The organism is Paenibacillus sp. P32E (genome assembly GCF_001909085.1).
Lineage (GTDB): Bacteria > Bacillota > Bacilli > Paenibacillales > Paenibacillaceae > Paenibacillus_AQ > Paenibacillus_AQ helianthi.
On record NZ_LVYY01000001.1, the window covers coordinates 230,910 to 255,041 of the forward strand.

The following is a 24,132-nucleotide window of genomic DNA, read 5'->3' on the forward strand; positions in this document are numbered from 1 at the left end:
CATGGATGAAGTGCCGGATCACCTAGATCACGGCTTGCAGATTGTATTTATCGGCTTCAATCCCAGTCTCCGTTCCGGAGAGCTGGGGCATCATTACGCCAATCCGCGCAATCATTTCTGGCGCATTCTCGAACACTCCGGCCTGACGCCCCGCCTCTATGATGCCTCGGAGGACGGTGAACTGCTCCGGCTAGGCTTGGGCTTCACCAACATCGTTGCCCGCCCGACACGTGGAGCGGAGGACATTACCCGTGGGGAATATGCGGAGGGACGTCAGATTCTCCGGGACAAGCTTACCCGCTACCGCCCGGAGATCGCCTGTTTTGTAGGCAAGGGGGTCTATACGGAATTCACCCGCAGAGCAAAGGCGGACTGGGGGTTTCAGGAGGAGCAGCCCCCGATCGTAGATGGCGTGAGGGAATTCGTGGCTCCTTCGTCAAGCGGCTTGGTACGAATGCCGATGCCGGAGATCGTGGCTATTTACCACAGGCTGTATGAGTATATTCAGGAAAATACTTGATTCCGCCCCACTGGCCGGAAACGGGGCTGTAGCTGTATAAGCAAAGTTTCATGGAGTATAGCGATTCGTTAAAAAGTAGTGTTTGCACTACATAGGTCGCCGCTTTTGCTACTCGTAGCGCTCATTCGGCAGGCCTGCACTCAACGCAAAACACCCTTGATGTTCAAGGGTGTTTTGCTGTATTACTGTGCCCTTACCCCTATCCCAGTCTGCGTCAGGTCTGGATCAGCAGCAGAATAATTGAGGAGAGCGACAGGCAGACGCTGGCCAGATAGAGGACGGCAACAACCTGCTTCTGGTTCAATCCGGCTTTGAGCAGACGGTAATGGACCTGGGTTGCATCGGCTTGATAAATCGACTTGCCTTGCACGAACCGTTTGATGACGACAAACAAATTGTCGAAGATCGGCACGCCCAGTGCGAGAATCGGGATGAACAGCGACAAGACCGTTGCCTGCTTGAATGCACCGTCCAGCGCAATTACAGCCAGGATATAGCCGAGAAAGGTGGCGCCTGCATCACCCATGAAAATTTTGGCCGGGGCCTTGTTGTACCGCAGATAGGCAATGGTGACACCCACGAGAGTGATGGCCATCATGGCTGAGGCGGATTGCCCTTTGGCCAAAGCGACCACAAATAAAGTTACTGCGGAAATGGCCGTCAGCCCTCCTGCCAGACCGTCCATACCGTCCGAAAAATTAATCACAGTCGTCACGCCGAAGATCCAGAGAATGGTAAGCACAAATTGCAGGATTACCGGCAGCGAGATATAATCCCCGGAGAAGGGATTGAAGAATCCGGTGAACGCATTGCCCGACAGAAAGACCAGAATCGCAGCCGCGATCTGAACAATGAACTTCGGCAGCGCCGGGAAGTCCTTGCCCTTGGTTTTGTACCAGTCATCGATGGTGCCTATGGTCAGCAGGAGCACACCGCCAATGAACAGGGCGAGTGTACCCAGCGAGAGATCACGGGTAAACAGCAGGTATGTAATGAAAAATCCGATGAATATCGCATAGCTGGCTGTCAGCGGAATGGGCTCCCTATGTATTTTTCGCTCGACGTCCTGCCGGGGTTTGTCCACAAAATCGAGCCGGAAAGCAAGCCTGCCAAGCGGAGGAATAAGCAAATAGACGATGCAGAAGGACACCAGAAACGCTAGAACGTAAAAAATGACAATCACCGCCGTTACATTTTTTGAAAGAGCCTCTCTGAATTATATCGCAGATGGCAGGTGCTTGTCGACGAGACTCGAAATAGGAGGGAATATGGGAATATGAAATACGAGGTCATTTTATTTGATGCCGATGATACCCTGTTTGACTATGGAATGGCTGAGAGCAAGGCGCTGTACAATGCTTTTGTCCATTTTGGCTTGCCTACGGGCGCCGAGGATTATGCTGCAAGCTACCAAGAAATTAATAGGGCACTGTGGAAAGATCTGGAGCAAGGACGGACCACGTCTGCTGTGCTGCGGGTTGAACGGTTCAACCGGCTGTTTGCTGCGCATAAGCTCGAACTGAGTCCTGAAGCATTCAGTGAAGCCTATTTAAAGTTTCTGGGTGAAGGGACGTACCTGATTGAGGGGGCGGTGGAGCTGTGTCAGGAACTGAGCGGATACAGACTTGCGGTTATCACCAATGGGATCAAGGATGTACAGCTGTCCAGAATTCAGGGCTCGCCGCTAAGTGATACCTTTGAGCAGATCATTATTTCCGAAGAGACAGGCTATCAGAAGCCGGAAGCGGGGATTTTTGATTATGCTTTTGACAAGCTGGGGATCTCTGACCGGAGCAAAGTGCTGATTGTCGGTGATTCGTTGACCTCGGATATTCAGGGTGGAATGGGCTATGGCATCGACACTTGCTGGTTCAACCCGCTGGGCAAAGAAGGCGCTCCGGGCATTCATCCAACCTATGAGATCCGGGAGCTGTCCGGGCTTTTGGAGATTATCCGATAGTCCGGCTATATGGCCCTGAGATTGAAAACTTTCCCAGGTGTTAAATATATTAAGATACAATACTCATACTCTATTATTTAATTCTAATGGGAGAGGATCAACTTGAACAAAAAGTGGCTAATTGCCGCTGTCGCTGCAGGCATGACAATCACCGGATCGGCAGGTGTCTATGCAGGAGCCAAGCTGGAGCAGATCAAGGCCTATCTGAATCACAGTATTGGTGTGGTGGTGGATGGCACCCCTTATTGGCTGAAAGATGGCAATGGTAAAACCTTAACACCGATCACCTACGAAGGTATTACGTATTTGCCGGTCCGTTCAGTCGCCGATGCCCTGAAAGTACCGATAACTTATGATGCCGCGAACTATAAAGTGAGAATTGGCATCGGCGCCGAGACTGGAGGAGCCACGGGAACAGGCGCTGGGACAACAACCCCCCCGGTGGAGAGCACAGTGCGGCCGGTGAACCTGCCGAAGGATTTTCCGATTCCGGAGGATGCCCTGATTGCGACTACACTGGATACGGACGCCGATGGGGTGAAGAAGGTGGCTTTTACCTACTCCACGCAGGAGACGTTGGAAACGATGGGTTTTGTGTACAGTGAATATGTGCGGATCAAACGGCTGGAGAATGCTTCCCAGACCGTAAGCGCCACTACAGTCAAAATCTCAGGCAGACTGGGCGGGACTAGCCCGCTGTCCATCACCGCCAAAGCTTCAACTGCGCGTCCGGGCTTCAATATCTTCACCATCACTTTCTCGGAGAGCTGATTATCCCTATTGTTTACAAAAAACAGCTGCGCCTTCAAAAGGTCGCAGCTGTTCAGCAGTAATTCCCTTGCTGAGTTGGTCTTCCAGAACCGCAGCGGAGTGCAGCCGCCTTGTAAGCTGTGCAGGTTCCAGCCCAATCACTGGATTATGCCTGCTGCCGTGCATCCGGCCGAATCACTGGATTAAGCTTGCTGCCGAGTATCCAGCGGCTTCAGGTGCGCTTCAATCTGCTCGCGCTTCGCTTCGAGGAAAGGCGGCAGGGCCAGGGACTCGCCCAGATGCTCAATGTCCTCATCCGTGGCAAAGCCCGGGCCGTCCGTTGCCAGCTCGAACAGGATACCGCTCGGCTCACGGAAATACAGGGAGCGGAAATAAAATCGGTCCACGAAACCCGAGTTCGGGAGCTGGTAGCTGCCGATCCGCTCGATCCATTGCTTCAGCTCGTCGGCGTTGTCTACGCGGAAGGCCACGTGATGAACACCGCCGCGTCCGAGCCGTTCCTGAGGCAGATCTTTGCGTTCTTCCAGATGGATCTCCGAGCCGGAGCCGCCTTCGCCGGTCTCGAATACAATGACATCCGGCTGCCCGGCAACCGGGGAAGGATAGCTGCCTTTACGGCGGAACCCGAGCAGATCCACAAGTACTTTTGCGGAAGACTCTGCCGTCTCAACGGTCAAATGGACCGGACCCAGACCGAGGATGCCGTAAGCCGCCGGAACCGGACTTTTAGCCCAAAGCTTCCCGCCTGCAACACCCTGATTATGCTCATCCGATACAAGAATCAGGCGCTGCCCCTCATGATCCCGGAAGGATAGCGTTTGGCGTCCTCCGCGATCTGTGATCTCGTCATGCTCCACCTGGAACTGCTCGAACCGCTGGGTCCAATACTCAAGTGACTTATCGTCCGGCACCCGGAGCGACAGTGCGGAAATACTGTTATTACCGTCACGGTTGCGCCCTGCGTTCGGAATCTCGAAGAAGGTGACTTCCGTACCAGGATTGCCTACTTCGTCCCCGTAGAACAGATGGTAGACGGAGACGTCATCCTGGTTGACTGTTTTTTTGATCAGGCGCAGTCCAAGTACCTCGGTATAGAATTTGAAGTTTTCCGGGGCTCTGGCGGTTAGGGCCGATACATGGTGAAGACCTTTTAATGTTAAACTCATGATAGTTCCTCCTCAAAGGCATGGATTGAAGTACTGATAACAGGGTTTATTATGAATGTGATGTAAAGTATATAATTATTATTAAGTTACTTACATTTTAATAGTAAAATGAATAATTGGCAAGTAAGAATTTCATTACCTTGAAATACAAGGATCTGCAGGGTTTCAACTATAAACGATCCTTCTATACTTGGAGATTAAGGAAGCTGCCTCTTTCAGGGACAGTTAACCCTTCTCTTCTTATCTGCAAAGGAGAGCGATATGATACATACACAAATTAGCTTGATGGAGCAGCTGAAAGGAATGGGGATTGATCCGCAGGGGACACTCCTCGTCCATTCTTCGCTGAAGAGTATCGGGGAAGTCCAGGGAGGTGCAGACACAGTACTGGATGCGCTCTCTGCCTATATGAAACAAGGCCTATTGGTTCTCCCAACGCATACCTGGTCTTATATCGATGCGGATAATCCGCGATTCTCCGTCCAGGAGTCCCCTTCGTGTATCGGCATCCTGCCGGAGCTCTTCCGGAAACGGGCGGACGTTATCCGTTCGTGGCATCCGACCCATTCTGTAGCAGCGCTGGGTAAGGATGCGGCTGCATTCACCGCAGGTGATGAGCGCTGGGATACGCCTTGTGCCCGCGGTTCCGTATATGGCAAACTTCTGGACCGCCAGGCGGACATTATGCTGCTTGGTGTAGATTTGCGGCGGAATACCTTCATCCACGGAATTGAAGAATGGCTCGATATTCCCGGCAGAATGACGGATGAGTATGAGCAACTGTACACGGTGACACCCGGCGGGGAAGAGCTTCCAGTCCCTTCGCGGAGGCACTGCGGACTCTCCTGGTCGCAGCATTTCTGGAAGGTAGAGCGGGTGCTTGAGCAAGGCGGAGCACTGCGCAGAGGCCGTTTTGGAGATGCGCCTGTGATGATCTGCGGGACAGTGGCAACAACGGATATTCTAAGCCGTATGCTGCACAGCAATCCGGATCTGTTCTCAGACAATGAACCCTTGGATGGTTTAGAGGTGCCTGAGCCGCTGCCCAAGACCAAGCGGGTCGTTCCGGATTGACTGCGCACCAGATGTGCCTCCTTGGCGTAGTCAAATAGGTAATGAATTTCAGGTTCTTGTCCGCAATCTGGCGGGCACCTATCAATGTATGGTATATTATTCTCACAAAAAACATAGTAAGGAGATTGGAAATGGAAAAAACTTTGATTTTTGGACACAAAAATCCGGATACGGATACCATCTGCTCGGCTATCGCTTATGCGGCATTGAAGAAGGAACTGGGCTGGGATGCTGAGCCGGTTCGTCTCGGAGAAGTTAGCGGCGAAACTCAGTATGCGCTAGACCACTTCAGCGTGCAGGCTCCGCGCCTGGTTGAGAACGTGGCAAGTGAAGCTAAACAGGTCATTCTGGTTGACCATAACGAACGCCAGCAAAGTGCGAATGATATCGATCAGGTCCGTGTGGTCGAGGTTATTGACCACCACCGGATTGCTAATTTTGAAACAGCTCACCCGCTCTACTACCGTGCTGAACCCGTAGGCTGCACAGCAACGATCCTTAACAAGCTGTACAAAGAAAACGGAGTGGCTGTTCCAAAGGATATCGCCGGTCTGATGCTGTCCGCTATCATTTCCGACTCCCTGCTGTTCAAATCGCCGACCTGCACCGAGCAGGATGTGGCGGCTGCGCGCGAGCTGGCTGCCATCGCCGGTGTTGACGCTGACAGCTACGGTCTTGCTATGCTCAAGGCGGGTGCCGATCTAAGCGACAAGAGTATCGCCCAACTGATCTCCCTGGATGCCAAGGAATTCAAAATGGGTGAATACAAAGTGGAGATTGCCCAGGTGAACGCTGTAGATGTTAACGATGTACTCTCCAAGCAGGCTGAACTGGAAACAGCCCTGACTGCCATCATTGATGACAAAGGCCTGGACCTTTTCCTGTTCGTAGTTACAGATATCCTGAACAATGATTCCGTTGGTTTGGCCCTGGGCCGTGTGGCAGGTGCGGTTGAGCAGGCTTACAATGTGAAGCTGAACGACAACAAAGCAGTTCTGAAGGGTGTCGTTTCCCGCAAATCACAGATCGTTCCCGTTCTGACCGAAACCATTGCCAAGCTGTAACAGACAGGCCTGGTAAGCGGAGTTATTCAGCAATTCATTGGATAGAGTTATGACACAGCCCGGCTGTGTGCCTTCTTTATGGGAGGCCCGCAGCCGGTTTTTGTATATATAGGCTATCTCAGCAACTTATTTCCGAAAAGAAGGGAAGCTTCTGGTTCAACTCCGTGGAATACTCCTATATGTTTAATGAGAAAGGTAATCGTTTCTAAAATGCAGATTTCCATGGTTTAGCGGACAGCATAATTACAGCAGAAGGTGAATCCTTTTGCCAAAAGGACCCGCAGACTCTATACTTAAGCTTACATCGAAGTGTAAAGGAGCGGAGGAATATGACTAGAACACGAAACAGCGGAGCTCTTCAATATAAATCGTTTGGTCTGGTTCTACAGGCACTTGTGATTATGGCCCGTAAAGAGGGCAATACCTGTTCCAGCTGTGAAATTGCCGGGCATTTGTCGTCCGAACCCACCGTTCTGAGAAAAGCTCTGGCCAAGCTGACCAAGGAACACATTCTGGTGACCCGTGAAGGGCGGGATGGCGGCTACATGCTGAACCGTTCCCCGGAAGACCTGACGCTGGCTGAAATATACAGCGCCATGGAGGCCTGCGGGGTGCGCAGCAATACTGTGAATGAGACGATGTGCGAGAACGCTTTTGGGCGGCAGATGAAAGGCGCATGCGGAGACATTCTGGAAGAGATGGATCAGAGTGCAGTAGCTGTTCTGCAGAAGTATACCCTGGCAGATCTTGTGCGCCGAACGGAATGTTGACAGGGTGCTTTTTTATGAATTATACTGTGCTTATTAAATCACAGTTAAACGCATGACAATAAAACAGGGATAGGAAGAGGAGGAATAAGTTATGGCAGCAGAACTGAAAGTAGAACAGGAATTCAGCAAGGTGATTCGGGAACGGCGTTCGGTGCGGAAGTATGATCCTTCCTGGAAGATTTCAGATGAGGAGATCAAGGAGCTTCTTGCAGAGGCTACCCTGGCTCCATCTTCCTCCAATCTTCAGCCATGGCGGTTCATCGTCATTACTGATCAGGAAATTAAGGAGAAGTTACTGCCTATCGCGTTCAATCAGGCGCAAGTAACGGAGGCTTCGGCGGTGATCGCTGTACTTGGAGATACTGAGGCATACAGCAACGCGGAAGCAATCTATGGTCATGCCAGTGCTAACGGGCTTATGCCGGAGGATGTTGCTGCCGCTATGGCCAAACGCAGCCGTGAAGGCTATTCCAGCCTGCCAAAGGAAAAGCTGGAGGACATAGCCCTGGTAGACGGCGGGCTGGTATCCATGCAGCTGATGCTTGCAGCCAGAGCCAGAGGCTATGACACGGTGCCGATGGGTGGTTTTGACCCTGCGGGTCTCAAAGAGCTGTTCCAGATCTCTGACCGTTATATTCCGGTGATGCTGATTGCGCTTGGCAAGGCTTCAGTGGAAGGACGGCCAACAGGCCGCTTGCCGCTGGAAGAGATTGCTTACTGGAACGGCTTCCAGGCATAAGCTGGACCGGACATCCTCTTATTTACGGATATCTCAGTTTTACTGCAAGACGCTCTAAACCCCGGTTTCGCTGTCCCTATGGGGATGGTGAGGCCGGTTCTTTTGGAGATCAGGTATCTTCCTTGATCGAGGACGATGCCTTTTTTTGTTGGTCGGAATCTTGTGGGCTGCTGTTCATTTCTGGTTTCCGGCGCTTTCTGCTACACTAGGATTAGCTGGATTGATCCATGAATTATCTCAGGAGGGGATCACATGATACGAGTATACCCGGCGGAATCCGCCCATCATTTTGACCATGGCTGGCTGAAAGGGATGCACAGCTTTTCGTTCGGTGATTATTATGATCCTGCCAACACGGCTTTTGGGCCCATGCGCGTCTGCAATGATGATATCATCGCTCCGGGAAGAGGCTTTGGTGCCCACCCGCACAGCGATATGGAGATTGTCTCCATTGTGCTGTCCGGCACGCTCCGGCATGAGGACAACCTCGGCAATGTGGTTGAGACAACTTTTGGCGGCATCCAGCGGATGTCGGCAGGTACGGGGGCTATCCATACCGAGCATAATCCCTCGGAGTCGGAACCGGTAAGGCTGCTCCAGTTATGGTTCATGCCGCGTACCCGGGGTACAGCACCTTCCTACGGTACTGGCCGTTTTGATCCCGCGAAGCTTGAGGGAAAACTGCTGCCTGTAGTAGCGGCTGTGAGTACAGAAGAGGTTGTGGGGATCGCTCAGGATATGACGATCTATCTGGGCCGGGTGAAAGCCGGAGAGCAGCTGAAACATCAGCAAAATCCCGGACGGCGGATATATGTCTACTTAATAGAGGGGCAGATGGAGCTGGACGGAAATGTGCTTCGTCATTCCGGAGATTCTGCTCGGATCGAAGAGGTTAGCGGGCTGAGTCTTGTCGCGAGTGAAGATGCTTTTGTCATGCTGATTGATCTGCCCTAATATTTGTATATTCGCACAAGGAGGGAACAGCGATGGAACAGGAGAGAGTTCTAATTAAACATTCTGTAACCGGGCGTATGCTGGTCAACAGCACAGAAGGAGTGACCTACACCTTTGACCAACAGGGAGGCCTGACCCTGATCACTCTGTGTGGGGTATCTGCCGAGAAAGGACAAGCGGTTATGGAGCTGAAGAGCGAACTGAATGTTTTCCGTTTCGAAGAACCGGAAGCTGGCCCTGCCATCAAACATTGGTATTATGTCGGGGATAATCCAGTGAACTATGATAGCTCTTCCAGATGTCTGAAGATCACTGTGCAGTCGGAAATCGAATATCGTCCGGATCAGTACTGGAAATAAGTTTATTTTCATGGGATGAAAAGGATAAAACACATTGACAATATTCTCTAAAAGTACTAGCTTTGTTATGAAACATAACATGAAAAAAGTAGAGATAGGAGTAATGAGACCAATGGAATTGTTTGCAGCAATGGAGCGGGACGATTACGAGGAACTGTTGTTTTGTCAGGACAAGGCATCGGGACTTAAAGCCATTATCGCCATACATGATACAACACTGGGTCCCGCACTGGGTGGAACAAGAATGTGGACCTATGCTTCGGAGGAGGACGCGATTGTAGATGCGCTCCGGCTGTCCAAAGGAATGACCTACAAGAATGCTGTAGCCGGGCTCAATCTGGGCGGCGGCAAGACGGTAATCATCGGGGACCCCAAAAAAGACAAAAACGAGGCGATGTTCCGTGCCTTCGGCAGATACATACAAGGTTTGAACGGCCGCTACATTACAGCCGAAGATGTGGGCACCACGGAAGCGGACATGGATATCATCCATCAGGAAACGGATTATGTGACCGGGATTTCGGCAACCTATGGTTCTTCCGGCAATCCGTCCCCGGCCACAGCTTTTGGTGTATACCAAGGGATGAAGGCAGCGGCGAAGGCGGCTTTTGGCAGCGATTCTCTGGAAGGGAAGACCGTTGCAGTGCAAGGTGTCGGCAATGTATCCTTCACACTGTGTAAGTATTTGCATGAGGAAGGCGCGCAGCTGATCGTAACCGATATTAACAAAGAAGCGGTGAAGCGGGCGGTAGAGGCCTATGGGGCCAAAGCGGTTGATCCTGCAGACATCATCTCTGTCAAAAGTGATATTTATGCGCCCTGCGCCCTCGGCGCGACGATCAATGATGACTCGATTCCGCTTCTTCAGGCGAAGGTTGTCGCCGGTGCTGCCAACAATCAGCTGAAAGAACCGCGTCATGGAGACACCTTACATGAGATGGGAATCGTATACGCTCCTGACTACGTCATTAATGCGGGCGGTGTAATCAATGTGGCGGATGAATTGAACGGATACAACAAGGAACGCGCCTTCAAGCAGATTGCCAAAATCTATGACAGTATTTCGCGGGTGCTGGAAATCTCCTCTACCAGTGGAATACCTGCTTATGCGGCGGCAGATCATCTGGCGCAGGAGCGCATCAACCTGCTGCGGAACAGCCGCAGCACCTTCCTGCGTGACAGTCACCATGTGCTCAGCAGAAGATAGCAACTGCAGATATAGTAAAAAGCCTCTTTTCCGGGATGGGAAAAGAGGCTTTTTGCATATGTGCCGGAGATTCATGAGTAGATGTAGCCTGGAAAAAGCCTACTGTAACTTTTGCGGTTCCGGATAAGTTACGCCTAGCGTATCCACGGTGACCTTCTTCATGACCGGCGGTTGTTCCGGACGGTCTGAGCTGTCACGGGGCAAATTCACGATGGCATCTACCACATCCTGGCCTTCGGTAACCTTCCCGAAAGCAGCATATTGGCCGTCCAGGCTTGGATACGCAGCAGTCATAATGAAGAACTGGGAGCCGCCGGAGTTCATATCCTGGCTTCTTGCCATGGACAATACGCCCTGCGTATGCGCCAGATTGTTGGTGAAGCCGTTCGCTGTGAATTCACCTGGGATGCCGTAGCCTGGTCCGCCCGTGCCCGTGCCATCCGGATCTCCGCCCTGAATCATGAAGCCTGGAATGACGCGGTGGAAGATTGTTCCGTCATAGAAGCCTTTTTGAATCAAAGAGATGAAGTTATTGACGGTATTAGGAGCGACCTCAGGGTACAGCTCGGCCTTAATGATGCCGCCGTTATCCATCTCTATCGTGACTACCGGATGGCTGGCGGTTGCTGAAGGTACGCCTTCAGTCGGTGCCGTAGCGCTCTCTTGGGGAGCAGGACTCGCTGCATTGCCCGATGTATTACCCGCTGCACTGCTGCTGTTTCCGCTATTGGCTGAACTGTTGTTATTCCCGGGCTTGTTACCGCAGCCAGCGGCAATCACCAGCAGGAGGCTCATCATCAGCAGCAGGATGACGGGATTTCTTCTTGTACGCTTCACGTTCTTAATCGCTCCTTTGATCTATAATTATCGTAGTTCATCTACCCTATCATACCCCGTTTGTCCTGCTCCTTGCAAAATGAAGGGACGGTATTGGTTGGCACATCCCTGTATGAGAGTTACAATGAAAGGATGATGCTTCCAAGAATACTCAGAAGGGACGTGTGCAACATGCGTTTTTCATGGAAGCGGAACCTGATCGTGCTTTGGGTAGGGGTGTTTTTTTGCAGTACAGCATATTCGATCTCGATTCCGTTCCTCTCGATCTTTCTGAGCGACCAGCTGGGTGTTACGAATCATTTGGAAATCTGGTCAGGGTTCAGCTTTGGCATTACCTTTCTCGCCAGTGCGCTGATTTCACCTTACTGGGGGTCGCTCGCCGACAAATACGGGCGCAAGCCGATGCTGATCCGGTCGGGCTTCAGCCTGGCGGCGCTGTATTTGATCAATTTTTTCGTACATGATCCATATGTGTTTATTATCGTGCGTATTTTTCAGGGACTTTTGGCGGGTTTTGTTCCGGCAGCCATTGCGATGGTCGCCACCAATACCCCGGAAGACAAGACAGGTTATGCGCTCAGTATTATGTCTACAGCGGGGGCTACCGGAAGCATTATTGGCCCGCTGATCGGCGGCGTAGTCAGCTATTATTCCAGCAACCGCAGCGCATTTCTGTTCTCGGCAGTGATTGTGCTGGTATCGGCGCTGATCGCCACCTTTTTTGCAAAGGAAGAGAATTATGACCGGTCGGCACCAAGATCGCATGTACGTGATGATATCCGGGAGGCGCGGGCGAATCCTGCGTTTATGACGCTGCTGCTGCTGGCAGGGCTGGCGACCTTTTCCGTGATGATCCTGGAACCGCTGCTGCCGATCTATCTGCTCGACATGGGGGTTTCAAGGAACAGCGCCACCCTAAGCTCCGGCATCGTCTTCTCTGCTGTAGGGATTGCCACAGTAATTATGGCTCCGCAGTGGGGTCGTATCGGCAGCCGCAAGGGCTTTGGATTCATTCTGTTCATCGGCCTGGTCGGCGGAGGTATCGGCAATATTCTGCAGTATTTTGTATCGGGCTATGTAGAGTTTGCCATCCTGCGATTTGCTTACGGCTTGTTCTATGCCGGTGTGCTACCTTCGGTGAACGCGATGATTGTGCAGGTGATTGACCCTGGCTTCCGCGGCCGGGCCTTCGGTCTGAATCAGGCAGCCACCCAGCTGGCAACCATGGCCGGACCGATTATCGGCGGACTGCTGGGTGCGTTTCTTCCAATCCGCTGGATATTTATTATTAACGGTGTGATGCTCCTCATGGCGGCAGTGCTGGTCAAGACCCGCAAGCTGGAGGCGAAAGTCGCAGCCACCCACCACGGCACCGGACAAATGGGGATACTGGACAATTAATAACAGAAGCTGTTGACAGACATCTGCCTGAAGGCAACTCTTCAGCGGACGGTGTTTTTGATGCTATCCTTTTTAAGGACCATCGTAGCCGTTTTTATTTGCCTGGCGCAGCTGCTTGACGGTTCCCAGTGTGGTACCTTCAGGAATGCGGACCCACTCACTTTTGGATATTCCAATCTGCTGGGACGTATAGATGCCTGAATGTCCGGAGAACAGGTAGCTTACCAGGCAAGCGATGAACATATAGACTGCCCCACCGGAGCCGAACAGTTCAATTCCCATTAGAAAACAGGCGATCGGTGTATTGGTCGCTCCGCAGAAGACGGCAATGAATCCCAGCGAGGCCAGAAAAGGCGCATATAGATGAAGAAACCCGGCTAAGCTGTTCCCCAGCGTGGCACCTATGGCAAAGAGCGGAGTCACTTCTCCCCCCTGAAATCCGGTTCCCAGGGTAAATGAGGTGAAAATTAGCTTCCATAGAAAGGCGAAGGGGGCAACATCCGTCTGAAACGAATCCTGAATCAGAGGAATCCCGAGACCCAGATAATCTCTGGTGCCGGCAATATAGACCAAGGCAATGATGATGAACCCGCCGAGCGCGCTTTTGAACATAGGATTCTTCACTAATCGGGTGAAGGTTCTTTTCAGATAATGGGTCAGCTCGCTGAATGCAATACTGGTAAGTCCGAACAGAACGGAGGCCAGGATGACTTTGAGCAGTACAATCATGGAAAGCGCCGGAAAGACATCTACCTGATAATGGATGTGATGTACGTTCCATAGACGGGTAGTCACGATATCTCCGACAAAGCTGGCTGTGAAGCAGGGGAGCAGTGCCTTATGGCTGATCAGACCGATGGCGATGACCTCCAGACCAAACAGTGTCCCAGCCAAAGGTGTTCCAAAAATGGAGCCGAACCCGCCGCTGATTCCGCACATAAGCAGAATTTGACGGTCAAGGGAATTGATGCGGATCAGCCTGCCGAAGGCTTCCGCCAGACTTCCGCCCATTTGCACAGCCGTTCCTTCCCGTCCCGCGGAACCTCCGAATAGATGGGTAACGAGTGTTCCGAACAGGACCAGGGGAGCCATCCGCAGCGGAATCGTCTCATTTCCTTGCTGAATCTGCTCAAGAATCAGATTATTCCCCTTACCGCTGTTTTTGCCGTACCGCATGTACAGATAGCTTACCAAAGCTCCGCCCAGCGGGAGCAAATACAGCAGCCAGGCGTGATTCAAGCGTACTTCTGTCACTGCATCCAAGCTCTTCAGGAAAATGGCTGAGGCTGTACCGGACAGCATACCGACAACGCCGCCAAGTACAATCCATTTCATAAAAGTACCCCATAGGGCCCAATAACTGCTCCTTTCTATAAGCTTCTGCCACCGTGCGTACACTGCTCTCATCTTCCTAGCCCCCAATAAATAATGATGCCACAACATGGTTCCCTAAAATCAAACAGACTCCTACCAGCGAATGGACTGCTGGTAGGAGTCATTAGTCTCTAGAGACGGTTAATGGCGAACTCCATCGCCGTATTGAATTACAACCAATATTAAGGACATCATGTGAAAAAGTCAATGCGAAAAATAACGGTGTTATTCATCCTCACCATTTGAGCCATTCAGAACATCTGTACCCGGCATGACATCGATTGGCGGGGAGACCGGATCAATGGCTGTTCCAGGTTCAATCTCATCGGCATCGGGAATATCTTCAAGCGGAAGCTCTTCATCATCGTCATCTATAAGCTCTTCATCATCGTCATAATCAATCGCATTGCCGGCCAGTCCGGCAGCTTCAGCAGCAAATATGGCATCCGATTCCAGCACCTCGTCCCGCTCGGATGGCGGAGGAGAAGTCATGCGGGTGACTCTGTCTGCCCGGCGTCCAAGTGCGGGTTCAGGAGCATTGAGGTCGATATCGGCAGCAAGAATAGGATCACCCTCCAAGACGGGATCGGAGCCGTCATCTACCACACCATCCCAATCGACAGGCTTCTCGTGAACCGGGGGTTCCTCAAGCGGGATATCCTGCTCGGATGAAGCCCCGCCCATTTTACTATAACGCTCATATACAAAGTCGGCTTCAGTCTTATTAAATTCATTACCCATCGCAGTTCAGCTCCTTTTGGCCTCATGTACTATAGTAATTCTATACCCTAATCTCTTGCGGCGAATCTTCATGCCTTCCCCCTGCCTATGCTTAATATAATCGTTCTGCTGATGGATTAACCATTATTGAAGGGAACGTTCATTTTATAAGCTGAGATATAACGTCTTTTTTCGAGGTTTTTTGCAAGAATAGGCAGGTAAAATGCGAAGGTTGTCGAAAATAAGAGTTGTATGGACTACATAAATCCAACTAAAGATTTACTGAGGTGCCACAATGAAGTTTTCATCAACAAAGGCAGCGGCAGTTATTTTCACAATGCTGCTGCTGATTGTTATAGTGCCTACGGCTATTGCCTCACAGTGGAGCGGCAAGGCGGGAACCTTATTGACAGGCTGGGAGTTGAAATGGGAAGACTCAGCTGTGTGCAATCCTGCTGCAGCAGCTTCGGCCCCTGACAGGGATTGGATCTCAATTGCCGGGCAATCTGCCAGACCCCTGGCTCCAGCAGGGGCTACAGCCGTCTGGCTTCGCTTTTCTCTCCCGGAGACCGGGGCAAACCCGGCCCTTTTGATTGATAAGGTCTATGGGAATAATCTCAGGGCTTATATGGATAATAAGCTCATTTATGATTCTCAGGATGTAGTGAATTATAATGGGAGCAAGGTGTTGATCCCTTTGTCTGGCGCCGGGGAGCCTTCCCGGCTTTATCTGTGGAGCAGCGGAACCGGTCAGGACTTTGGGGTTGATGGCACAATCACAGCAGGAAGCTACGGCAAACTGCTGGCTGTTTATGTGAAGCAGGATTTGGCGGATATTGTGATTGGTGTTGCTTTTTTATTTATGGGTGCGGCATTGATGGTTTGTTTGCTGTTTCTCAAGCTGGATTTCTTCAAGGGCGGTTTTTTTCTGGTTCTGGTCATTGTTTGCTTTGGCATACTGTTCATCACCTATTCGCCGTTTTTGCCGATTATTTTGCACACCCGGGGACATTGGATAGAGATCTGCTTCGATCTGGCGTTATTGACACTGTTGCCGTCGTTTACATTTTACTTTGAGCAAATCTTTAGTCCAGGCCGGCATGGACTCATTATGCGGCTGCGTCAATTTCAGCTGGGCTACTCTCTAATCTGTGTACTATTTCTGGTTATCAACGCTCTGATGTCTTACCGGTTAGACGGAATCTATAGAATCTTCACCGTAGATGTTCTGGGTCTATTGATGATGATGCAAGTGATCTATTTGTTGTACGTGGCTGTTCAGGCTGCATTCCGGGGGAATAGCGATGCGGTGATCTTCTCGGTCGGGTTCTCGGTATTTGCTCTATTGACACTAACGGAGCTGGTTCTGTACTATGCCAACGGCAGTTATCACTTGCAATGGTGGAAGTGGGGGGTCATTGTGTTTGTCCTTTCGCTTATTATCATTCTGGGGAGAAGATTCGCCAGCAATCATGAACAGGCACTAGAATATTCCCGGGAGCTGGAGAGATTCAATGATGATCTGCAGCGGTCGGAGAAAATGGAGATTATTAGCGAACTCGCGGCCTCGGTGGCTCATGAGGTACGTAACCCCCTGCAGGTTACCCGCGGATTTTTGCAGATTCTGGGGGAACGCTCCGGCAAGAAGGAGAAGGAGTACCTGCAAATGGCCTTAGAAGAGCTGGACAGAGCTTCGCTTATCATCACGGACTTTCTGACCTTTGCCAAGCCTGGACCTGATTCACTGGACAGCTTTGAAGTAGCGGAGGAGCTTAAGCATATCTCGGGCATTCTGGTACCGCTGGCCAACATGCAGGGAGGGGCCATCAAGCTTCAGCTGCAGAGCGGACTCCAGGTACTGGGCAGCACCTCCAAGTTCAAGCAGGCTTTTATCAATCTGATCAAAAACGCCATTGAATCCCTTGAGGAAGATGGGCTGATTACTATTGCTGCATGGAAGTCTGGCGAGCATGTCATTATCAGTGTGCAGGACAACGGGGAAGGGATGAAAGTGAGCGAGCTGGCGCATCTGGGTGAACCGTATTATTCGAATAAAAAGAAGGGGACCGGGCTTGGCCTAATGGTGACGTTCCGGATTATTGAAGCTATGAACGGCTCCATTCAATTTGAGAGCCGTAAAGGTGAAGGCACCCAGGTGATTGTTAAATTACCATCGTCCACAAATAAATAGGAATTATTTTGGTTAATTCCGTTTTTTTGAAGGGATGGACTGTAGATGGGGCGAAGTACTAACAATAACAGAACAATAGCTTCTGAAATTTACTTCTGAGGTGCTCGCATGCGCTTGTTCGCTAGAATTCTACATCTATCGGTAGTTCTATTCGTACTTTGTATGGCTTGTGGTGTGCTTCAGGCATCGGCAGAAGGTCGGTATGGCTCCACAGAAATCACAAACTGGCAGATGAAATGGGGAAGCCCGGACGGGGAGACAGGCCGGGAGGTTCCGCTTGCGGACGAGCAGGGATGGATGGAGGTCCACGCTCTGCAAGGTACACCTGAGCTTCCCAAGGGAATTTCCTCCGCGTGGACGCGGATAACGTTACCGGAGAACGGGTATACTTCGCCTGCGGTCTACATTAATACGTTATACGCGCTGCATGTTAAGGTGTATGCAGGGGACCGTCTCATTCTGGAGGGCGACCGCAGCTTCATCCATGACAATTATTCCTTGCTTATCCCCCTTAGTACCCAAGACAACGGCAAAACCTTATACATATGGACGGAGACCCTGCAAGACCGCATCGGAATCAAAGATAAAGTGCTGCTGGGTGAGCATAGTCTCCTGATTAAGGATTATTCAAAAAACGGACTGGTCGATGTAGTCTTGGGCGGCGCTTTTCTGTTCGTGGCTATCGTTCTTTTTGTTTGCTCATTTTACTTGAACAAGGAATATTTCCCTATCGCGGCTTCCCTGTCCATAGTTATCGCCTCCACCGGGATTCTATCCATTACTTATTCTCCCTTTACCTACACCTTCTTCAGTTATTTAGGCCCGCTTAGCGTCGTGCTTTTCGATATGGCACTGCTGTCGCTTCTGCCTGCATTAACCTTTTTATTCGAGAAAATTTTTGGCAGCGGCAAGCGTGGAATCATCCGCCGTTTTCGTAAATTTCAGGTGGTGTACTCCATGTTCTGCATGGTCTGTCTGATTGTGAATTACCTGTCGGGCAACCGGCTGGTGGAATTTTATTATTTTGTGTCTGCCTCCGTGATCGGCATTATCATGATTCTGCAGTTTATCCTTCTGACCGCCTGTGTCGTCCTGTTCTCTCTGCGGGGGAACAAGGATGCAATCACCTTTGCCGTCGGGTTTGGTACTGCTGCCGTGACCGGGGCGGGTGAGCTGGTGTGGTATTACATCCGGCAGGGCAATTATGATCTGATCTACTGGAAGTGGGCGCTGGTGGTGTTCATTCTCTCACTGATCATCATCCTTGGGCGCCGTCTCGCTTTGAACCATCAGCAGGTTGTCAAATATTCACGGGAGCTGGAGCTGTTCAACAACGAATTGCAGCGGTCCGAAAAAATGGAGATTATCAGCGAGCTGGCTGCATCGGTGGCGCATGAGGTGCGCAATCCCCTGCAGGTGACAAGAGGGTTTCTGCAGCTTCTAAGCGAAAAGTCGAGCGGTGATGAGAGACGGTATTTATTCATGGCCCTCAGCGAGCTGGATCGCGCATCCAATATCATTACGGATTTTCTTACATTTGCCAAACCCGAATTCGAGAAGATCTCCCTGCTCAGTGTCCAGGATGAATGTAAGCATATCGAGAGTATCCTGCTGCCGCTATGCCATTTGAACGGAGGCAAGATGGTGCTTGAGGTCGCCGGCAATTTATGGGTGAAGGGCAATTCCTCCAAGTTCAAGCAGGCATTCATTAATATTATCAAGAACAGTATTGAGTCGCTGGGAGAGGATGGGAGCATTCATATTACGGCCTATGCCAAAGGGGATAAAGCATTCATTCATATCAAGGACAACGGGTCGGGGATGGATCCATGGGTTCTGAGCCGGTTGGGAGAGCCTTATTTCTCTTCTAACAAGACCAAAGGAACGGGACTCGGACTGATGGTGACGTTCCGGATTATTGAGGCGATGGGGGGCGAAGTCCGCTTCATAAGCACAAAAGGAGCCGGAACCGAATCCATTACCACTCTGCCTTTGGCAGAAGCGCCGGATGGTTCTGGCTCCTATGAAGCTAAGCTTGTTTAGGATTACCAGGTGCTGTGTAGGCTTACCAGGTGCTGTGTAGTATTACCAGGTGCTAAGTGTGTTAAAGTCCGTTTTCATTACACCTGATGCCGGACTAGGCGGGATAACCAGGTAGAACTCGTTGGATCCTTCTTCAACGGTCTTAAGTGTAATATCATCGGGAAGTTGAATGCCTAGCGCTTCTTGGAGGGCTGCTTTTGGATCTGTGAGTAATCTTTGCTTGAAACCCGGATCTTCCCATGCCTTCTGAATCACTTGATTTCGGAGAATTGCTTCTGACAAAATAATCACCCTTCCCAAAATGGTTATATTTTCCTGATCAGTATAGCATAGCCCAATCTATTATTCTACATCCTATTTCCTATTTACAGATTAATATGTTTGGATAACCAGTAGCTGAGACCCCCGTGCTGCAAAAGCTGCTTTTCGGCTTCAATGGCTGCGGCCATGTGCTGCAGATTCTTAACCATCATCTGGTGGAAGGATATGAGATGAGGGGCGTTGAGCTGGCAATGCTCCAGCTTTCTGTGATTGGATAATGCCGTCTCGGCATACTCGGCAAGTCCGCCTGTGGTATAAATATAATCCTTGACCTGTGTTTTGGTAAGCGCTTCCCTTTGAGTGTTGAAATGACAGCAGACCAGTGACAGCAGACAGTTGTAGCTCCCCCCGGCAAGATCCTGCTCCCAATCCTCGTAGTCGTCCAGCATTTGCAGCGTCAGCAGTATCGTGTGGAGTACATCTTCCGCTTCCGTAATCAATGAAGCATTGCCGGAGTACAACAGGACAGCTGTACTGGTAAGCTTCAGCGGACTGGCTTTGTGAGAAATCTTCAGGCGGTCATTCAGAAAATAATCCCCATGCGCCTCACCGGCCATACTGTCAGCCCACTCCAGGATATAACGGTTGAAGCAGAGCCAGAAGAGTGAGTCCGACGGGAATAGCGGTCTGTATCTGTTGAGAAATTCAACATACAGCAGATTGGCAAGCGGGAGCTTGCGGGCTGCACTGTCCTCGCTGCTGTCAATCAAGTCATCCTGAATGAAGAAATACAGCATACAAAAGACATTGCCCACCGACAGTTGCCGGACTTCCGCATCCGTAAGACCATAGCCGTCCCTAAGCCAGAAGGGAAGCAGATAACAGATGTAATTTTTGTGGCTTCCTGTACTAAACACGTTAAACTGTTCGAGATAGGATAGTCCTTGGGCACGAATCGGTTCAGGGAATCCTGAAATAATGCTGCTGCAGTCCTTAAATACCAAACGGAGCTCTTCATCGAAATCATGCAGCCAATCCATAGTTTTGTCTCCTGTCATCAGCTTTTTTGAAGGATTTATGGTTCGCATTTACAGGTAATAAATGGTTATTCAAGATGATTATAGTCTTCCCGTCAGGTGTTTTCAATCTAAATTCGAGGGGGAATTCTACTATGGAATGGTATACGTTCGGGCAAATGCTGATGCATATCCGCTTGGGACAAAAGGCGGCCACTCCTGATGGGCGTATAGTGCTTCGGACCTCTGCCGGATTGCTCTGGCAAGGGGGAAGGATGGATGGGGTTTTCGTAGAAATTAAGGATTATCTGTTCTCCGATCTATGGAGGATTTACGAGGATGAAGCGAGCTTGAAGGAGAGCCATAACCGGGATTTTTTGGAGCGGAGAGAGCGGGAAATGTTGGAGAACCAATATGAAGAACAGCGCTGGAACTATATGAAGGAACAAGGAGGGAAGAGAGGAGAATAATTCTACTGCGTGGGTTGACCAAGATATTAAGGGTGAAGGGGAATTAGGTATGGATAAAGTAGTATTTGGACTGGTGGGCGGGGGCTGGCGTGCGGAGTTCTATTTAAGGATCGCCCGAGAACTGCCGGAGCGGTTTACCGTTGGGGCCATGTTTGTCAGGAATAAGGAAAAGGCAGCAGCTCTTAGCAGAACTTGGGGTGTAAAGGTGTTCACCACCATCGAGGAATATATCTCATCGGGAGCTTTTTCATTCACCGTAGTGAGTTTGAAAAAAGATATCAGTACAGCCTACGTGATCCGATTGGCCGAGGATGGGATTCCGGTGCTGGCTGAGACGCCTCCCGCTTCAGACCTGGCACAGCTCAAGGAGCTATGGAACCGAGTGGGCCGCTCCGCGAAGATTCAGATTGCTGAGCAGTACTTGTTCCAGCCGATGCACGCCGCAAGAATTAGACTCGCTGCATCAGGCAGGCTTGGAGCCGTCAGCCAGGCTCAGGTATCCGCTGCGCATGGTTATCACGGAATCAGTCTGATCCGCCAACTGCTCGGCATGGGCTTCGAGGATGTCAGAATCCGTGCTCAGAATTTCCGCTCCCCGAACCTTCAAGGACCGCAGCGGAGCGGTCCACCTTCCGCCGAAGTACCGGTGCAGGCTGTCCAGACCCTGGCAACGCTGGATTTTGGGGATAAGCTGGGTGTATTCGATTTCACCGGTGAGCAGTATTTTTCCTGGATCCGCGGCAACCGTGTCCTCGTTCGCGGGGAGCGTGGGGAGATAAGGGATCATGACGTATCCTGGCTGCAGGCCTATGACACGCCGCTGTACAGCAAGCTCCGCCGGATCGATGCTGGGCATGGCGGGAATCTGGAGGGCTTTTACCTCAAGGGAATTATGGCCGATGGAGAATGGCTGTACAAGAATCCATATGGACCTGGGCGCCTGTCGGATGATGAGCTTGCCATCGCAGAGAGTCTTACCCGGATGCAGCAATATATCCAAGGCGGGCCATCATTCTATAGCCTGGCTGAAGGAAGCCAGGACCAATATTTGGCGCTGCTGCTGGAACAGGCAGCCGGGAGCGGCGAGACGGTAGTCTCGCAGCGTCAGCCCTGGGCGGTGGAATGAGCCTGCGCCGCGGGGAACCGGGTTTGGCACCTTCAACTACGGCAGAAATGCCATTGATTGCCCAAAAAAAACTGCCCGTTCGCAGTGACATGCGGCAGGGCAGCTTTTTGGCTTTTTAACAGTTGGTTCTTACAGTTACTTGTTCTTACAGGTTAGATGAGGAGTTATAATGCTGCCGAACCGGTTAACTCAGCAGCCAGCCCGATGTACTCGGAGCGGAGCCGGACCAGCTTCGAGACACTTTGCTCCAAACCGCCGGGCCGGTTACGCTGAATCCACAGCTGGCGGTAGTGGTGAAGCAGAAGGTCAAGGTCTTTGATCTGCCTGTGGATCAGGGACGGGTCTAATGGGCCGGCACCCTGTGCCAGATGTTTCTTAATTCGGGCCAGCTGCACTGCATGCTGTACAAAATGAATGCCATTCCGCAGCTCCTCCAGGACAAGACGGGCATCGCCGCATCCAAGCTCCAACTGCTCCAGCTGTGCTTCTATTCCTTCTATATAATGCTCCAATTGATCGAAGTGCCCGTGCGTCAGGTTGGTGACAAGCTGCACCTGATGCAGCGGGGTACGCATCAGCATGGACATTTCCGTATCATTGGGACGGACAACCCCAGATTCATACTTGTAATAGTTGCCCAGATCAAGCAGCAGCTGACCGATTTTGCCCGAGCGGTCATGGAAGACGGCTGTATTCAGATAAGCGGCAACATCTGCTTCAAGATTATTCTCCACGTTCCAGGCTACTGCCGCACCATAGGCGAATCCGGCATAGCTGACGGGCAGGTGCTGCCAATGTCCGAAATCACCCCAGTCGGTGATCAGGTAGCCGATGGCACCATTATTTTTGCCATGCACTGCAGCGCTGCGCAGATTGGCCAGCATGTTATCGCTGCGACCCGTGAGTGAATTCCAGGAGCTGGTTCCGGGGCATACGTAGAACGGAATCCCCGCTTCCCGGAATTTCAGCGTATCTGCCTCAAACGGATGGGCTGCGCTGTAGCCCCATTCCATAGCAATGATATCTTTGGGCAGCTGGGGGATAAGCTCGGGGTGCTGGATGATAATATCTCCCCAGAACTGCATCGTTTTGCCGCGCTCCAGGACAAGCTTATGAATCTTCTGCAGGAAAGACAAATACAGCTGACCTTTGCCTGCGGCCCCGGCCGAAGCTTTGCTTTTGCCAAGACCCAGTTCATACGTCTCATCACAGCCTACATTGAACTGCTTCGATGTGAAATAAGGAAGGAGGTCGTCATACATGGTTCCTAACAGTTCGAGGACTTCGGGATCTTCGGTATGGAAGGTACCGGGGTGCATGAACAGTCCTTCCGGGTACATTTCGCTGTCGTACATATTCTCCGGGAGCATGAAGCCTTCCGGAATTTCGGCCAGGGTATTGAACTCCGGACGGGTCAGCCAGCCTTCCATGTGCCCGAAGCTGTTTTGATTCGGAACCAGCTCGATATAACGTTCCTTGCAATAGGCGTCCAGCAGCAGAATTTCCTCCCCGGTGATGGGCGTTTCCAGCTCCCAGACCTGTGGAAAGGACTCGTAAGCGAATGGAGAACCTTCTATATATAACTGTAGCTGGTTCAGCTTCAGATCCGCCATGAAATCAATAATGTGGTAAAGGGTTTCGAGCCTCGGGATTTTGTTGCGGCTGATATCGATCATTAGTCCTCTGGCGGCAAAGTCAGGCTGGTCCATAATCTGCAGATACGGGATGCTCCTGCCGAATTGCTGCAAAATTTGTTTTAGCGTGGCTGTAGCATAATAGGCTCCTTCTGGAGAACCGTAAATGACGGCAATTCCGCTCGAATCGATGCGGATTTCATAGCCCTGTGCGGGTAGCAGGGGACTATAACTAAAGTGATAGACGGAACGGGTAGCTGAACGTGTGCCTACAGACAAGGATAGACTGAGCTGCAGGACCTGCGACAGGATGAGCTGAAGCCTGTGCGCGGCAGGAAGAACGGAACCCTCTGCTTCTCCCGCAAGAACTATGCTTCCTGCGGAGGGATGCTGGAACCGGCCTTCGGACCTGACCAGCACCTGTGGCTTAGGAAACAGCTGCAATGGATGATTATCAGACATAGCGTGGACACCT

The 24,132-nt window shown here is 51.2% G+C and carries 24 protein-coding genes and 1 riboswitch; of the genes, 16 read left to right on the forward strand and 8 right to left on the reverse strand.

What is annotated here, in order from left to right; genetic code table 11:
• Position 1 precedes the first annotated feature (1 nt).
• Positions 2 to 520, forward strand: a complete 519-nt coding sequence (locus tag A3848_RS00730) for a mismatch-specific DNA-glycosylase (RefSeq protein WP_074082993.1) — start codon at positions 2 to 4, stop codon at positions 518 to 520.
• A 214-nt stretch (positions 521 to 734) separates the two neighbouring features.
• On the opposite strand, the gene A3848_RS00735 is transcribed toward A3848_RS00730, so the two are convergent.
• Positions 735 to 1,694 (reverse strand): MraY family glycosyltransferase, encoded by a 960-nt coding sequence (locus tag A3848_RS00735; protein ID WP_371916002.1) that lies wholly within the window; start codon positions 1,692 to 1,694, stop codon positions 735 to 737.
• A gap of 102 nt (positions 1,695 to 1,796) precedes the next feature.
• Here A3848_RS00735 and A3848_RS00740 point away from each other — a divergent pair, with 102 nt between their 5' ends.
• The 3 genes from A3848_RS00740 (at position 1,797) to A3848_RS32035 (ending at position 3,437) form a co-directional block, all read left to right on the forward strand.
• Positions 1,797 to 2,480, forward strand: a complete 684-nt coding sequence (locus A3848_RS00740; protein WP_074082997.1) for a YjjG family noncanonical pyrimidine nucleotidase — start codon at positions 1,797 to 1,799, stop codon at positions 2,478 to 2,480.
• A gap of 102 nt (positions 2,481 to 2,582) precedes the next feature.
• Positions 2,583 to 3,251 carry a stalk domain-containing protein gene (locus tag A3848_RS32030; RefSeq protein WP_074082999.1) on the forward strand — a complete coding sequence of 223 codons (669 nt, stop codon included), beginning with the start codon at positions 2,583 to 2,585 and terminating at the stop codon, positions 3,249 to 3,251.
• Positions 3,252 to 3,260: 9 nt separating this feature from the next.
• A complete protein-coding gene (locus A3848_RS32035) occupies positions 3,261 to 3,437 on the forward strand; it encodes a hypothetical protein (protein ID WP_178381869.1) in 177 nt (58 codons plus the stop codon).
• Here the strand turns inward: A3848_RS32035 and A3848_RS00750 are convergent.
• Complete coding sequence (locus A3848_RS00750) at positions 3,434 to 4,417, reverse strand: ring-cleaving dioxygenase (RefSeq protein ID WP_074083001.1); 984 nt, start codon at positions 4,415 to 4,417, stop codon at positions 3,434 to 3,436. The two genes, A3848_RS32035 and A3848_RS00750, sit on opposite strands and share 4 nt — an antisense overlap.
• Positions 4,418 to 4,678: 261 nt before the next feature.
• On the opposite strand from A3848_RS00750, the gene A3848_RS00755 reads away from it, so the two are divergent.
• The 7 genes from A3848_RS00755 (at position 4,679) to A3848_RS00785 (ending at position 10,584) form a co-directional block, all read left to right on the forward strand.
• Positions 4,679 to 5,491: an AAC(3) family N-acetyltransferase gene (locus tag A3848_RS00755; RefSeq protein ID WP_074083002.1), complete on the forward strand. Its 813-nt coding sequence runs from the start codon at positions 4,679 to 4,681 to the stop codon at positions 5,489 to 5,491.
• 131 nt (positions 5,492 to 5,622) lie between these two features.
• Complete coding sequence (locus A3848_RS00760) at positions 5,623 to 6,555, forward strand: manganese-dependent inorganic pyrophosphatase (protein WP_074083004.1); 933 nt, start codon at positions 5,623 to 5,625, stop codon at positions 6,553 to 6,555.
• Positions 6,556 to 6,884: 329 nt separating this feature from the next.
• Positions 6,885 to 7,325: an RrF2 family transcriptional regulator gene (locus A3848_RS00765; RefSeq protein ID WP_074083005.1), complete on the forward strand. Its 441-nt coding sequence runs from the start codon at positions 6,885 to 6,887 to the stop codon at positions 7,323 to 7,325.
• Between the two features lie 91 nt (positions 7,326 to 7,416).
• Positions 7,417 to 8,064, forward strand: a complete 648-nt coding sequence (locus tag A3848_RS00770; RefSeq protein WP_074083007.1) for a nitroreductase family protein — start codon at positions 7,417 to 7,419, stop codon at positions 8,062 to 8,064.
• A gap of 252 nt (positions 8,065 to 8,316) precedes the next feature.
• The gene (locus A3848_RS00775; protein WP_074083009.1) at positions 8,317 to 9,018 is read left to right on the forward strand and encodes a pirin family protein; all 702 of its coding nucleotides are present in this window, start codon (positions 8,317 to 8,319) and stop codon (positions 9,016 to 9,018) included.
• A 32-nt stretch (positions 9,019 to 9,050) separates the two neighbouring features.
• Complete coding sequence (locus tag A3848_RS00780; RefSeq protein WP_074083010.1) at positions 9,051 to 9,377, forward strand: hypothetical protein; 327 nt, start codon at positions 9,051 to 9,053, stop codon at positions 9,375 to 9,377.
• A 112-nt stretch (positions 9,378 to 9,489) separates the two neighbouring features.
• Positions 9,490 to 10,584, forward strand: coding sequence for a Glu/Leu/Phe/Val family dehydrogenase (locus tag A3848_RS00785; protein ID WP_074083012.1), 1,095 nt, complete (start codon positions 9,490 to 9,492; stop codon positions 10,582 to 10,584).
• A gap of 99 nt (positions 10,585 to 10,683) precedes the next feature.
• On the opposite strand, the gene A3848_RS00790 is transcribed toward A3848_RS00785, so the two are convergent.
• Positions 10,684 to 11,382 (reverse strand): peptidylprolyl isomerase, encoded by a 699-nt coding sequence (locus tag A3848_RS00790; protein ID WP_074083325.1) that lies wholly within the window; start codon positions 11,380 to 11,382, stop codon positions 10,684 to 10,686.
• Positions 11,383 to 11,592: 210 nt separating this feature from the next.
• On the opposite strand from A3848_RS00790, the gene A3848_RS00795 reads away from it, so the two are divergent.
• Positions 11,593 to 12,822 carry an MFS transporter gene (locus A3848_RS00795; protein ID WP_074083014.1) on the forward strand — a complete coding sequence of 410 codons (1,230 nt, stop codon included), beginning with the start codon at positions 11,593 to 11,595 and terminating at the stop codon, positions 12,820 to 12,822.
• Positions 12,823 to 12,894: 72 nt separating this feature from the next.
• On the opposite strand, the gene A3848_RS00800 is transcribed toward A3848_RS00795, so the two are convergent.
• The gene (locus A3848_RS00800; protein WP_074083015.1) at positions 12,895 to 14,229 is read right to left on the reverse strand and encodes a voltage-gated chloride channel family protein; all 1,335 of its coding nucleotides are present in this window, start codon (positions 14,227 to 14,229) and stop codon (positions 12,895 to 12,897) included.
• Positions 14,230 to 14,304: 75 nt separating this feature from the next.
• Positions 14,305 to 14,367, reverse strand: a riboswitch (Fluoride riboswitch).
• A 54-nt stretch (positions 14,368 to 14,421) separates the two neighbouring features.
• On the reverse strand, positions 14,422 to 14,937 hold the full coding sequence (locus tag A3848_RS32040; protein ID WP_074083017.1) for a hypothetical protein: 516 nt from the start codon (positions 14,935 to 14,937) through the stop codon (positions 14,422 to 14,424).
• Between the two features lie 274 nt (positions 14,938 to 15,211).
• Between A3848_RS32040 and A3848_RS00810 the strand changes: the two genes are divergently transcribed.
• Positions 15,212 to 17,107, forward strand: a complete 1,896-nt coding sequence (locus A3848_RS00810; protein ID WP_074083019.1) for a sensor histidine kinase — start codon at positions 15,212 to 15,214, stop codon at positions 17,105 to 17,107.
• A gap of 162 nt (positions 17,108 to 17,269) precedes the next feature.
• The gene (locus tag A3848_RS00815) at positions 17,270 to 19,150 is read left to right on the forward strand and encodes a sensor histidine kinase (RefSeq protein WP_256702108.1); all 1,881 of its coding nucleotides are present in this window, start codon (positions 17,270 to 17,272) and stop codon (positions 19,148 to 19,150) included.
• A 42-nt stretch (positions 19,151 to 19,192) separates the two neighbouring features.
• Here A3848_RS00815 and A3848_RS00820 read toward each other — a convergent pair whose 3' ends face one another.
• Positions 19,193 to 19,432 (reverse strand): NHLP leader peptide family RiPP precursor, encoded by a 240-nt coding sequence (locus tag A3848_RS00820; RefSeq protein ID WP_371916000.1) that lies wholly within the window; start codon positions 19,430 to 19,432, stop codon positions 19,193 to 19,195.
• A gap of 83 nt (positions 19,433 to 19,515) precedes the next feature.
• The gene (locus A3848_RS00825; RefSeq protein WP_074083024.1) at positions 19,516 to 20,451 is read right to left on the reverse strand and encodes a hypothetical protein; all 936 of its coding nucleotides are present in this window, start codon (positions 20,449 to 20,451) and stop codon (positions 19,516 to 19,518) included.
• A gap of 131 nt (positions 20,452 to 20,582) precedes the next feature.
• Between A3848_RS00825 and A3848_RS00830 the strand changes: the two genes are divergently transcribed.
• Positions 20,583 to 20,897 carry a hypothetical protein gene (locus A3848_RS00830; protein ID WP_074083026.1) on the forward strand — a complete coding sequence of 105 codons (315 nt, stop codon included), beginning with the start codon at positions 20,583 to 20,585 and terminating at the stop codon, positions 20,895 to 20,897.
• Between the two features lie 49 nt (positions 20,898 to 20,946).
• Positions 20,947 to 22,023: a Gfo/Idh/MocA family protein gene (locus tag A3848_RS00835; protein WP_074083028.1), complete on the forward strand. Its 1,077-nt coding sequence runs from the start codon at positions 20,947 to 20,949 to the stop codon at positions 22,021 to 22,023.
• Positions 22,024 to 22,187: 164 nt separating this feature from the next.
• Here the strand turns inward: A3848_RS00835 and A3848_RS00840 are convergent, their stop codons facing one another.
• Positions 22,188 to 24,119 (reverse strand): beta-N-acetylhexosaminidase, encoded by a 1,932-nt coding sequence (locus tag A3848_RS00840; RefSeq protein WP_074083030.1) that lies wholly within the window; start codon positions 24,117 to 24,119, stop codon positions 22,188 to 22,190.
• Between the last annotated feature and the right edge of the window lie 13 nt (positions 24,120 to 24,132).

Excerpts from the sequence above, each read along its gene's own strand:
- A3848_RS00785 (WP_074083012.1), top strand. The coding sequence starts at position 9,490 with ATGGAATTGTTTGCAGCAATGGAGCGGGACGATTACGAGGAACTGTTG.
- A3848_RS00755 (WP_074083002.1), top strand. The coding sequence starts at position 4,679 with ATGATACATACACAAATTAGCTTGATGGAGCAGCTGAAAGGAATGGGG.
- A3848_RS00810 (WP_074083019.1), top strand. The coding sequence starts at position 15,212 with ATGAAGTTTTCATCAACAAAGGCAGCGGCAGTTATTTTCACAATGCTG.
- A3848_RS00840 (WP_074083030.1), bottom strand. The coding sequence starts at position 24,119 with ATGTCTGATAATCATCCATTGCAGCTGTTTCCTAAGCCACAGGTGCTG.
- A3848_RS00835 (WP_074083028.1), top strand. The coding sequence starts at position 20,947 with ATGGATAAAGTAGTATTTGGACTGGTGGGCGGGGGCTGGCGTGCGGAG.
- A3848_RS00730 (WP_074082993.1), top strand. The coding sequence starts at position 2 with ATGGATGAAGTGCCGGATCACCTAGATCACGGCTTGCAGATTGTATTT.
- A3848_RS00825 (WP_074083024.1), bottom strand. The coding sequence starts at position 20,451 with ATGGATTGGCTGCATGATTTCGATGAAGAGCTCCGTTTGGTATTTAAG.
- A3848_RS00830 (WP_074083026.1), top strand. The coding sequence starts at position 20,583 with ATGGAATGGTATACGTTCGGGCAAATGCTGATGCATATCCGCTTGGGA.
- A3848_RS32040 (WP_074083017.1), bottom strand. The coding sequence starts at position 14,937 with ATGGGTAATGAATTTAATAAGACTGAAGCCGACTTTGTATATGAGCGT.
- A3848_RS00770 (WP_074083007.1), top strand. The coding sequence starts at position 7,417 with ATGGCAGCAGAACTGAAAGTAGAACAGGAATTCAGCAAGGTGATTCGG.
- A3848_RS00780 (WP_074083010.1), top strand. The coding sequence starts at position 9,051 with ATGGAACAGGAGAGAGTTCTAATTAAACATTCTGTAACCGGGCGTATG.
- A3848_RS00775 (WP_074083009.1), top strand. The coding sequence starts at position 8,317 with ATGATACGAGTATACCCGGCGGAATCCGCCCATCATTTTGACCATGGC.
- A3848_RS00815 (WP_256702108.1), top strand. The coding sequence starts at position 17,270 with ATGGCTTGTGGTGTGCTTCAGGCATCGGCAGAAGGTCGGTATGGCTCC.
- A3848_RS00790 (WP_074083325.1), bottom strand. The coding sequence starts at position 11,382 with ATGATGAGCCTCCTGCTGGTGATTGCCGCTGGCTGCGGTAACAAGCCC.
- A3848_RS00800 (WP_074083015.1), bottom strand. The coding sequence starts at position 14,229 with ATGAGAGCAGTGTACGCACGGTGGCAGAAGCTTATAGAAAGGAGCAGT.
- A3848_RS00760 (WP_074083004.1), top strand. The coding sequence starts at position 5,623 with ATGGAAAAAACTTTGATTTTTGGACACAAAAATCCGGATACGGATACC.
- A3848_RS00765 (WP_074083005.1), top strand. The coding sequence starts at position 6,885 with ATGACTAGAACACGAAACAGCGGAGCTCTTCAATATAAATCGTTTGGT.
- A3848_RS00750 (WP_074083001.1), bottom strand. The coding sequence starts at position 4,417 with ATGAGTTTAACATTAAAAGGTCTTCACCATGTATCGGCCCTAACCGCC.
- A3848_RS00795 (WP_074083014.1), top strand. The coding sequence starts at position 11,593 with ATGCGTTTTTCATGGAAGCGGAACCTGATCGTGCTTTGGGTAGGGGTG.
- A3848_RS00740 (WP_074082997.1), top strand. The coding sequence starts at position 1,797 with ATGAAATACGAGGTCATTTTATTTGATGCCGATGATACCCTGTTTGAC.